The sequence below is a fragment of the Crinalium epipsammum PCC 9333 genome (genome assembly GCF_000317495.1).
Lineage (GTDB): Bacteria > Cyanobacteriota > Cyanobacteriia > Cyanobacteriales > PCC-9333 > Crinalium > Crinalium epipsammum.
This window is the reverse complement of the sequence record NC_019753.1, coordinates 4916424-4927706: the sequence shown is the minus strand read 5'-3', so window position 1 is coordinate 4927706 and position 11283 is coordinate 4916424. Positions and strand designations below refer to the sequence as shown.

Sequence of the window (11283 nt, the reverse complement as noted above, 5' to 3'; positions counted from 1 at the left end):
AATAATTGATAATTGAAAAAAACTCGTGGCTTCAACACTGTCTGCTGCTAATTACCCTGCATCTATTGCTGCCTCTACAGCTACCAAATGGCCTGGTTTGATAGAGGCTTATCGCCGTTATCTACCAGTAACATCTGCAACTCCAGTGGTGACACTACTGGAAGGCAATACTCCTTTGATTCCAGCACCTTCAATTTCCCAGCGAGTGGGTAGAGGTGTGCAGGTATTTGTTAAGTATGATGGTTTAAATCCAACTGGTAGTTTTAAAGATCGGGGCATGACCCTTGCCATTTCTAAGGCTAAAGAAGCTGGTGCTAAGGCTGTGATTTGTGCCAGTACTGGTAACACTTCGGCGGCGGCGGCGGCTTATGCTAGACGTGGGGGAATGCGGGCTTTTGTCTTAATTCCTGATGGTTATGTAGCACTGGGTAAGTTGGCACAGGCTTTGTTATATGGGGCAGAGGTGCTGGCAATTAAGGGTAATTTTGACCAAGCATTAAAAATTGTCAGGGAAATGGCTGCTACCTATCCTGTGACGCTGGTAAATTCTGTTAATCCTTATCGGTTAGAAGGGCAAAAAACTAGCGCGTTTGAGATTGTGGATGTGTTGGGACGCGCCCCAGATTGGCTGTGTATTCCGGTTGGGAATGCGGGCAATATTACAGCATATTGGATGGGCTTTTGTCAATACCATGAAGAAGGTAAATGTGATAGTTTGCCTAAGATGATGGGATTTCAAGCTGCTGGTGCTGCGCCGATTATTAGTGGTAAGCCTGTAGAGCATCCAGAGACGGTGGCGACGGCGATTAGGATTGGAAATCCGGCTAATTGGGAGAAGGCGATCGCAGTTCAACAAGCAAGTCAGGGAGAATTTAACGCTGTTACTGATGCAGAAATTATAGAGGCGTATAAGATATTAGCTGCGGAAGAAGGGGTTTTTTGTGAACCTGCTAGTGCTGCTTCGGTTGCTGGATTGTTGAAGGTGAAGGATCAAGTTCCGGCTGGTGCTACGGTTGTGTGTGTGCTAACGGGTAATGGTTTGAAAGATCCAGAGACTGCGATTAAAAATAATGATAGTCCGTTTTATCAGGGGGTTGAGCCAACTCTGGAAGCGGTGGCTGGAGTTATGGGATTTTAACAATTAATTGTTGTTTGGGAAAATGGCGATCGCACTTATTTAATCAGGGCGATCGTTTTTTGTTTGAGTTATTTTTTTAACGCAAAGGTATGAGATTTTAAATTTTGCCTTTTTCTTTGGTCATTTTATCAATGGTATCGGCAATTACGCTGGTTAAACTTCTGCGGGTTTGAGCATGATTTGCTTGTTCTGATTTTAAGGCTTGGAGGAGGCGATCGCGTTCTATAATTATCTGTTGGAGTTTAGCTTGCAATTCTTGAACATTCCCTGGTTGTCCTACTTTTTGGGTGATAGGTTCTACTGTAGTTGGGCGATCGCTGTTTTGTACAGAAGAACTTTGTTCTGCAATTTGAGCTTTTAGTGTTTCAATTTGTTCTTGAGCTAATTTAGCTTCAGTTCGGCGCTGTTCGGCTTCTTTGGTATATAGTCTACGCCAGTTAGCAGCACTTTCATTAGCTGCGTCACGCTCTGTTTGAGCTTCTGCTAACTTTTGTTTGAGTGTCCTGATTTCAACCAACCACTGCGTTAGCTCTTCGCTCATAATGTATAAAGTTTAGAGTTATGAGTTATGACTTTTAAATAATCCACTATATAACTTATAGCTTGCTTCAATGATATCTTTGCGCTTTTTACGTTTTTTTCGTTATCTGAATTGGAAAACGCTGCGGAATACCGTTGTACGTGCTGGTCAACGGCGCTTATCAGGTTTATCAGCAGAAATGGCTTACAATGCCATGTTAGGTTTGTTTCCAGCTATTTTGGCGGTATTGACTGCCATCGGGCTGTTTAAATCCTCTGCCTACAGCTTACAGCAGCTTGCTAGTCAAGTAAGTGAGGTTGCGCCCAAAGAAGCTTTGTTCTTAATTAAGGGTTTTGTGCAGGAAGTTAGCCAAACTCAAAATCAAAGTTTATTTTCACTCAGCTTTTTTGCTGCTATCTGGGCTTTTTCTGGGGCAATTAGTGCTGCGATGGCTGCGTTGGATCAAATTCATCAAATTCCAGCAGAGAAAATTCGCCCGTTTTGGAAAGCTAAATTAATTTCTATTGTTCTCACAGTTGGCAGCATTGTGCTACTGATTACAGCTTCTTTTTTGGTGTTTATCAGTGATTTAATTATCCAACTCGTTGCTGGTAAAAGTGGTAATTTGGGAGGAGAATTACTGGCTTTGTGGCGGTTATTTACTTGGCCTGTGGCGCTGGCGATTGTTGCTACAGCTTTTGGGTTTATTTATCGCTATGGCCCTAGTCGCTGGGAACATGGTACACCAATTATGCCAGGAGCAGTTATTGCAGCAGTTTCTTGGGCGATTTTATCGGCTTTATTTAAAATGTATGTGTCTAATTTTGGTAATTACAATAAAGCTTATGGTGCAGTGGGTGCTGTGATTGTTTTAATGCTTTGGTTGTATATGAGTTGTTTAGTTCTGTTGATTGGCGATCAATTAAATGCCACTGTAGGAGAGCAAATTAGAGAAAAAACAATTAACAATAAACAATTATCAATTATCAATGACCAATGACCAATGACTAGCCCTCATGTTAAGTTTATTTCCATCGGTGCTACTTAATTAATTTATGTCTCAGCCTAACCCTCACGTTTCTTCGGGATTAAGTAACTCTCACTCAGCTAAGATGAAGCGGTTGCGATCGCTCACTCATATCCTAGATAATGCTATTGCTATTCCAGGTACACGCTATCGAGTTGGGATTGACCCCATTTTAGGGCTATTACCTGGTGCTGGTGATTTCATAGGTTCTGCTTTCTCTGGTTATATTGTGCTGGAAGCAGCTAGAATGGGTTTGCCTAGAGAAACTTTAATACGGATGTTTTATAACATCATCTTAGATGAAATTGTTGGTTCTATACCTGTAATCGGAGATTTTTTTGATTTGGGTTTTAAAGCTAATGTTAAAAACATGGCTTTATTAGAAGCCCATGTAGCTACTCCTCAAGAAAGTAAAAAAGCTGACTGGTTATTTATTATCATATTATTGGGCGCGTTAATATTGTTTGTAGTTGCAATAACTGCTATCAGCGTTTTCATTTTAAGGTTGCTGTTTCAAGCTATTGGCGGCTAAAATTTATGCAGGATTGGTGGCAAGATACATTTCCTAAAAGTCGGCAAAGTATCACTATTACTGATGCTAATGGTTATCCTGTTTCAATTGCTTATGGTGAGAAAGGAACAGGTAAACCTTTAATTTTAGTACATGGTATTGGTAGTTGGAGTTACGGCTGGCGTTATAATATTGAACCATTATCCCAACATTTTAAAGTAATTGCTTTTGATGCTAAGGGTAATGGCTTTTCTGATAAGCCAGCATATCCAGATCAACCTGGGCACCAAGCGATTGAATTAGCCAGAATTATTCAATCTTTATGTGATGAACCTGCTTTGGTTGTGGCAGAATCTTTAGGGGCGTTAACAGCACTTGCTTGTGTAGAATCACATCCAGAGTTATTTGAAAAATTAGTCTTAATTAATGTGCCGATTTTTCCGCAAGGCATACCTAATCGTGGTATGCAAGTGCTATCAAGTATTCCTCTGGATTTAATTAAGATAGTTGATCAATTGCGGTTGGCAAGTTTCTTTTCACCACTGGTAAGGTATATTTTCGCAATTGAAAGACAGGATGTTGTGGTGGATGCAACGGCGATAACTGAAGAAGATGTTTATTGGATAACTTATCCGTATATAGAGTTTCCGAATACAATTACGAAATATACTGAGGATTTACAACACGCAGCTATTGAGATTCAACGGTTGCAACAAAAACTGCCGAGTTTGATTGGTGATATTCAAGAGAATTTAGGTAAGATAACTTGTCCGACGTTAATTTTATGGGCTGATAAAGATAATTGGTTTCCTGTTAAGGATGGGGAGAAATTACAGAGGTTTATACCCAATTCTAGATTAGAAATTTTGAATAATTGTGGGCATGATGCGGCGGCGACTTGTCCAGATCAGGTTAATCAGCGTATTATTGAGTTTTTGTGCGATCGCTAATTTTTATTAGTCAAGATAAGATTAAATGCAGGATAAGTTTTTACCTAAGCAGGTTGCTGATTTGAGAGAGGAAGCAGCGATCGCACTTGCGTATAGTACAAAAAGAGATGCGATCGCAACACCTTTACACCAGCAACCTATCCTCACAGCTTTTGTCAAACAAGGTGATGTTGGTAAACCTATCCTGTTGTTACATGGTTTTGATAGCTCATTATTAGAATTCTGTCGTTTGTTCCCCCTACTCGCAACTCATCATCAAACTTGGGCTATAGATTTATTAGGTTTTGGCTTTACCGATAGAATGGCGGGGTTAAATTTTAACCCTGCTGCAATTAAAACCCATCTTTATAGCTGCTGGAAAACTTTAATCAATCAACCTGTAATTTTAGTCGGTACGTCGATGGGAGGTGCAGCAGCAATTGATTTTGCCCAAAGTTATCCACAAGCTGTGGAAAAACTAATTTTAATTAATAGTATGGGTTATCTCAGTGCCTTATCATTAGGGCAATTGCTGTTTCCGCCCCTAGATTTTTGGGCTGTGGAATACTGGCGACAACGTAAACTTCAGGCACTAAATTTAGCTATTCTTAGCGGTTGGGATGCAAGGCAGATTGACGCTTTAAGATGTGTAAATTTACACATTGATATGCCTAGTTGGTCTGAGGCGATGATTGCTTTTACGAAAAGTGGCGGTTATGGCTGTTTGGGAGATAAGATTTCTCTAATTCACCAGCAAACTTTAATTTTGTGGGGAGAATTAGACGATATGGGAACTGAGGACGCTTATAAATTTAGGCGTGATATTAGTGATAGTAAGTTGGTTTGGGTAAGAAATTGCGGTCATAGTCCGCAACTTGAGCAACCAGAGTTTACGGCAGAACAGATTTTAGCTTTCGGAAGATGACCGCACCTCTAACAAGGTTCCCGAAATTTGGGAAGACTGATCTAGTATCTGAGAATCATGTGATAATTATTCAGCTATCTCTGAATGCTGGCTGCTAAATGGCTGAAATAACTGATTCCGCTAATGAACTCATAGCTGCTCTGAATATTGGCGCTGATCTGAATTTCGATTTGCCGAATCCAGAGGATGAACAGATTTCAGAGATGGATTTTCAGCAGCAGGTAGATAATGCTTGGCTGGTGTGCGATCGCTTTGACTTGCAAACGGAAATCTGGCGCGGTAGGATTTTACGGGTGATCCGCGACAGAGAGAAAAAAGGCGGTGACGGCAGAGGGACAGGTTTCCTCAACTGGCTAAAAGATCGAGAAATTAGTAAAAGTCAGGCTTATTCTTGGATTGAATTGGCAAATAGTGCTGATAAGTTGTTAGAAGATGGGCAGTTAGATCCAGCTTCGATTAATAATTTCAGCAAACGCGCTTTTGTGGAAACAGCGAAAGCTTCCCCAGAAATTCAGCAATTAGTAACTGAGGCGGCGCAAAAAGGCGATCGCATTACTCGTCGTGAAGTACGCCAACTTACTGATGAATGGACGGCGATGAGTTCTGATTTGCTACCAGATGAGGTAAAAGAAAAGGCAGCAGATGGTTCTATTCCTACTCGCTATCTCGCACCTTTAGTTAAGGAAATTGAAAAGTTACCCCCATCTCACCAAACAGCTTTACATCACGAAGCATCTGTTAATCCTAGTGTGGATACAGTTAAACAATTAACTTCAGATGCGAAAAATTTAGCTAAGTATTTAGATGCAGGGGCGCAAGTACAAGCTATAAACCAATCATCTTTAGATTTAGAAATGGCACTAGAGGAAGCTTTGCGCTTGGGATGTTTGAATTTAGCTGCTGATATGGTAAAGCAAGCCGCGCAGGTAGAACAAACTATCGCTAAGTTCTATATGACATGGAAACGTTTGGGTGGTCTTTCAGATAGATTATATGTGGATACTGGGGCGAGTACTCCACATTTGCGATCGCTCCTTAATTGCTTGGATCGTCTATCTGGTGACATTATCGAAGTGGCACTTGATGATTCAGGCGATCGCACTATTCGCTTGAAAGTTTTGAGTGATGCCGATTAAGTTTTATTACCTCAGCAGTACCGAATTTTGGGTCGGTACTGCTAAAAAAGTTTAAAACTCGCGCATTAGTTAAACCTACATCCCCTTACCAACCACTTGCACTAATCTGTGAATTGGCTTTAACGGGAGGATTCTTTATTTGATTAGCATCCGACAAAGATAAAGTCATTAAGCTTAAACTTACCGTAAACGTAATAGACCAAAACAATTTAGACCAATTTAAACAATTCATGTTAAAGCTGCTGTTTTTATTCAAGTTGAGATTTGTCTTCAGTCTGTAAAACTAACTTGGTCGTGCTTGTTTATGGTAAATACTAATCAGGTTGGATAAATTGTATAATCTGATTATAGTATTTTACAAGCCTATGCTCTTGATGTCCCAAAATAACGTATTAAAAATGTTGGTTTAAATCTCAAAAACATAGCTTTAAAGATATTTATAATACTTACTTATAGAAAGTTTATTACTATAGAGTCATCATCACAAATATATAGACCCGTGATATACAAAAAGTATTAGGTAATCATTTAAAGAAAATTTTATTAATAAAAAAAAATAACAAGATTAAAACTTGGTAATTCAGCTTGATTTTTTTCCTTGCTCCCTGCCCCCTGCATTGCCAGTTTTACCGTTAAAGTGCTTAAGTATGATGATTTAGGCTGTGTGGTTCACTTAGCGCGGTAAACTCAGATGTTGCACCTGATTTCGTTTACCAAGCGTGCTGGGAGAAAAAAACCTTGGGTATAGAACTACGCAGTTATGTATTTATAGATAGCTTACAAGCTCAACACGCAGCTTATATAGGGACAGTGGCGCTAGGGTTTTTACCCTTGCCAGGGGATGCTTCACTGTGGATTGAAATCTCACCAGGTATTGAAATAAACAAAATTACAGATATTGCCCTAAAGTCTGCCTCTGTACGTCCAGGGGTGCAAATAGTCGAGCGACTTTATGGTTTGTTAGAAATTCATTCTAGCCGACAAGGGGAAACGCGGGCTGCTGGTAAAGCGATTCTAGATTTCTTGGGAGTTCGTCAACAAGACTGCATCAAACCGCGCGTAATTTCTAGCCAAATTATCCGCAATATTGACGCTCATCAAACACAACTAATCAATCGTACTCGGCGGGGACAATTGCTGTTAGCAGGGCAAACCTTGTATGTTTTAGAAGTTGAGCCTGCGGCTTATGCAGCCTTAGCAGCTAATCAGGCGGAGAAGTCGGCATCAATTAATATTCTAGAAATTAACGCGGTGGGCAGTTTTGGACGACTTTATTTAGGGGGAGAAGAACGAGATATTATTGCTGGTGCGGCTGGTGCGTTGGCGGCGTTGGAAAGTGTGCCTGGGCGGGAAAACCCTGCTGCTAGGAAGGAGTGAGGGCAACGGATTTTGTAACGGATTTAACGGATAAGTTGTCGAGGAAATTGATTGATGGCAAATTTAAAACATCTGGCACTACTGAAACAAGGTGCTGTTAGTTGGCTTGAGTGGAGAAAAAACAACTTAGAAATAGAACCAGATTTAAGTGAAGCTAACTTAATCAAAGTTAATCTCAGAGGTGCTAACCTGAGCGGAGTTAACCTGAGTAGGGCTGATTTATATCAAGCTAAACTAATATCCGCTAACTTAAGTAATGCTAACCTCAGCCTAGCTAACCTTCAGGCGGCTGAAATGATAGAAGCTGAATTAATTGCAGCTAACTTAATTGGTACTAATTTAATTGACGCTAAACTCATCAATGCTGATTTAAGTAGTGCTAACTTAATGGGCGCTAACCTAATGGGTGCTAATCTCAAAGGCGCTGATTTAATAGAAGCAAACATGAGGGGCGCTGATTTTATTAATGCTAATTTGATGTCAGCTAATTTGAGCAATTCTTTCCTTAACTATGCCAAGTTTTATGAAGCGGAATTAATTGGGGCTTACTTTTATAAAGCTGATCTTTTTAAAGCTAATTTAAGTAACGCACACTTGGGAGAAGCTTACTTATTTGGAGCTAATTTAAGTCAAGCTGAACTAAAAAAAGCTGACTTGAGATGGACTAACTTGAGTAAAGCCAATTTCACAGGTGCTAACTTAGTTGGCGCTAATTTGAGAGGTGCTAATCTGAGTAAGGCTAATTTTACAGGTGCAAATCTTACTGATGCTAACCTGGATACAGTTAATCTGCACAAAGCTAACCTTGAAGGTGCAATCATGCCGGATGGAACAATTCATAAATGAATTATACTATCCGGTTGATTTAATTCACAACTTTAGTTTAACTTTTGGCTAGGTTTAACAAAGATTCATTAAGTTGTTGCAAACCAACTTTAGTTTCACTAATACTACTAGCAGCTTGTGCTGCACCTTGATTAAGAATAGTCATTGAATCGACTACCTGCTGAATTGCGATCGCCTGTTGTTTGGCATTCAAAGAAATTTGTTGCGTATTAATATTAATATCATTAATCGCTGCAACAACACTCTCTAAAGTTTTATTGCCTTCCTTAGTAACTTCGACTGTAGTATTAGTAGCATTTTGAATACTAGCTACGACACTATGAATTTGTTCAGCAGATTTTCTACTCTTATCCGCTAGTTTACGAATTTCCGCAGCTACCACAGCAAAACTTTTACCTTGAACCCCAGCACGTGCGGCTTCTACTGCGGCATTCAGTGCTAACATATTTGTCTGCTCGGCAATATCACTAACTAAATTGGTAATATTACTAATCTGATGGGTTTGTTCGCGCAAATTGATAATTTGATCAGTTATTTGCTCTACTTTTTCTCTCAAACTTGATTTGACAGAGGTAGTTCGCTGATCGAATTGAATTGTACCATCTACCAGTGCTAATACTTCACGAGTTCCTGCCGCCGCCGCCGCCGCTTGTTCATCTGATTGGTGAGAAAATGCACCTAACTCATCCATTGTTGTAGTAGTTTGATTTACAGCCGTTGCTTGTTGGATTGCCATCCGTTCTTGATGTTCAAGCGCAGCCGAAATCAACTGAGAAGAAGTTGCCACAGTTTTAATTACTGTTGCTTCTTGGCGATAAGTTTGGATGTATTCTAAACTTAATCCTATAAATGGTACTAAGTAAGCAATAATTTTCAGAAAATGCCCAATATTGAAATGATTATCAAACAATGCGGTCGAACCAAAAGCCATGTGCATTTGAGTAACGACAGAGGGAATTGTACTGATAATTAGGGAATGAGAAAATATACTGGGATACTGCTGATAGAACTTTGGTAAAATAAACAACCCTGCAAAAGCGAATAGTAACAAAGGTATTACATCCCAAGGTCTGGTTATCGGTGAATTTAGGAATGTAGTTTGAGGTAGATTAGGGGTGGTAGTACAAGCAACAATGGTGAGATAAGCAACTAATCCAAAACCAAGGCTAGTCATTACCACAAAACTTAAGTTTCCCCGCCACTTTTTAGCTCCTGTAAATATAAAAATCCCTGCACCACAAATCAGAATTACCGCATTAAATAATCGGCAAATTGCCCATGTAAAAGGCACTAAATCCTGCTGATTAGCTACCCCTGCAATTAATCTATCTGCTGCTAAAACGTGGAAAGCATCCATACATCCAGCCACAAACAAAGCTACACCAATAATCGGAGTAACTACATCTCGTTTAACTTGGAAGTGAATAAATGATAACAACGCTGTAAAAAAGGCTGTGCAAACGGCACTCCATTCTAAAAATGTGTGTGTAAAGCTGCCAGATAAAGCATTATGTACTACCTCAAAGGATTGTTGAGTAGATAGCTGCGATAGTTTCGCAAAATCTAAGGTAACTTTTGGTGAGGCAAAACTAATACCTAAGAGATTTAATAAAAAGGGTAATACACAGATGACAAGTACTGCCCAAATAAATTCTTTAGGAAGTTGGGTTTTTTTCATAAAATATGTAGATTTTTAGGAGATAGCTTTTACCCGATGTCAAACTGATTTTGGTTAGGAGGAATTTTTAGTAGATGCTTCTATCTTATATAAGATGCCCAAAAAAAGTTCACTATAAACATTATCTCGTGAAATTTGTTATATACAGGACTTACGCAAAACGGCACGCGCTCATTATGCCCGCACTACATTTGTGGTGGCATAAAATTAAATTCTCTTCTATGTAGTGTGACCATCTTGGTCACTGGGTTTTATTCGTAAATGCTGTACATTTCTCTGACGCGCTAATTCTAACTGGCGGTGTTTTTCCTGCATTCGAGCTTTTTTTTCTTCCGTCAGACTATCAAAGCAATTTGGACAACAAACCCTTTCTTGATATTTTTCTGAAGTTTTATCTGCTTCAGAGATAGGATGACCGCATCCTCGACACGCATTATAAGAACCTTCTTCCAACCCATGTTTAACAGCTATGCGCTCATCAAATACAAAACATTCACCTTCCCAAAGGCTTTCTTCTGTGGGTACTTCTTCTAAATATTTCAGAATACCGCCTTGCAAGTGATACACTTCTTGGAAACCTTGCGACAACATAAAAGCAGATGCTTTTTCGCAGCGAATTCCCCCAGTACAAAACATTGCTACTTTCTTGTGTTTATTGGGGTCAAGATTTTGCTGCACATATTCAGGAAATTCGCGGAAAGATTTGGTTTGCGGAGAAATTGCCCTCTGGAATGTACCAATATCTACTTCATAATCATTACGAGTATCAATCAGCACTACGTCAGGGTCAGAAATTATGGTGTTCCAATCTTTAGGATTAATATAAGTACCAACCTGCTCATTTGGGTCAACAGGAACACCCAATGTAACGATTTCTTTCTTCAGTCGCACCTTCATACGCTCGAAGGGTGGTGAGTCGGTGTAAGACTCTTTATGCTTAAGGTCTGTAAAATGTGGGTCTGAGCGTAGATATGATAATACAGTATCAATGGCTATGCGATCGCCCGCAATTGTACCATTAATTCCTTCATCCGCCAGCAGAATTGTCCCCTTAATACCATGTTCTATACAGCAAGCTAGTAGGGAGTTTTGTCGTTCTGCAATATCCCCTAACTTCACAAACTTATAAAAAGTTGCCACAACTTGAGTCATTTTTTCCGTCTAATATCCCTCTTAAAAATACTCTACTCAACAAA

General features: G+C 39.7%; 11 protein-coding genes. 8 read left to right on the top strand and 3 right to left on the bottom strand.

All coding sequences use genetic code 11. The annotated features are described in order from the left end of the window. Window positions 1–64 precede the first annotated feature (64 nt). Window positions 65–1138 (top strand): threonine synthase, encoded by a 1074-nt coding sequence (thrC, locus tag CRI9333_RS21350; RefSeq protein ID WP_041226894.1) that lies wholly within the window; start codon window positions 65–67, stop codon window positions 1136–1138. A gap of 97 nt (window positions 1139–1235) precedes the next feature. Here thrC and CRI9333_RS21345 read toward each other — a convergent pair whose 3' ends face one another. Further along, on the bottom strand, window positions 1236–1679 hold the full coding sequence (locus CRI9333_RS21345) for a hypothetical protein (RefSeq protein ID WP_015205237.1): 444 nt from the start codon (window positions 1677–1679) through the stop codon (window positions 1236–1238). A gap of 70 nt (window positions 1680–1749) precedes the next feature. Between CRI9333_RS21345 and CRI9333_RS21340 the strand changes: the two genes are divergently transcribed. From CRI9333_RS21340 to CRI9333_RS21310, 7 genes are all read left to right on the top strand, one after another. After that, window positions 1750–2658: a YihY/virulence factor BrkB family protein gene (locus CRI9333_RS21340; RefSeq protein WP_015205236.1), complete on the top strand. Its 909-nt coding sequence runs from the start codon at window positions 1750–1752 to the stop codon at window positions 2656–2658. Between the two features lie 55 nt (window positions 2659–2713). Beyond that, window positions 2714–3217: a DUF4112 domain-containing protein gene (locus tag CRI9333_RS21335; protein ID WP_015205235.1), complete on the top strand. Its 504-nt coding sequence runs from the start codon at window positions 2714–2716 to the stop codon at window positions 3215–3217. 5 nt (window positions 3218–3222) lie between these two features. Next, window positions 3223–4146: an alpha/beta fold hydrolase gene (locus tag CRI9333_RS21330; RefSeq protein ID WP_015205234.1), complete on the top strand. Its 924-nt coding sequence runs from the start codon at window positions 3223–3225 to the stop codon at window positions 4144–4146. A gap of 25 nt (window positions 4147–4171) precedes the next feature. Then, the gene (locus CRI9333_RS21325; protein WP_015205233.1) at window positions 4172–5050 is read left to right on the top strand and encodes an alpha/beta fold hydrolase; all 879 of its coding nucleotides are present in this window, start codon (window positions 4172–4174) and stop codon (window positions 5048–5050) included. Between the two features lie 98 nt (window positions 5051–5148). Next, window positions 5149–6186, top strand: a complete 1038-nt coding sequence (locus tag CRI9333_RS21320) for a hypothetical protein (RefSeq protein WP_015205232.1) — start codon at window positions 5149–5151, stop codon at window positions 6184–6186. Window positions 6187–6924: 738 nt separating this feature from the next. After that, a complete protein-coding gene (locus CRI9333_RS21315) occupies window positions 6925–7563 on the top strand; it encodes a microcompartments protein (RefSeq protein WP_015205231.1) in 639 nt (212 codons plus the stop codon). Between the two features lie 54 nt (window positions 7564–7617). Further along, window positions 7618–8409, top strand: a complete 792-nt coding sequence (locus CRI9333_RS21310; protein WP_015205230.1) for a pentapeptide repeat-containing protein — start codon at window positions 7618–7620, stop codon at window positions 8407–8409. 37 nt (window positions 8410–8446) lie between these two features. Here CRI9333_RS21310 and CRI9333_RS27930 read toward each other — a convergent pair whose 3' ends face one another. Both CRI9333_RS27930 and trhO read right to left on the bottom strand, forming a co-directional pair. Continuing rightward, window positions 8447–10087 (bottom strand): methyl-accepting chemotaxis protein, encoded by a 1641-nt coding sequence (locus CRI9333_RS27930; RefSeq protein ID WP_015205229.1) that lies wholly within the window; start codon window positions 10085–10087, stop codon window positions 8447–8449. A 219-nt stretch (window positions 10088–10306) separates the two neighbouring features. After that, a complete protein-coding gene (gene trhO / locus CRI9333_RS21295) occupies window positions 10307–11239 on the bottom strand; it encodes an oxygen-dependent tRNA uridine(34) hydroxylase TrhO (protein WP_015205228.1) in 933 nt (310 codons plus the stop codon). Window positions 11240–11283: the final 44 nt, after the last annotated feature.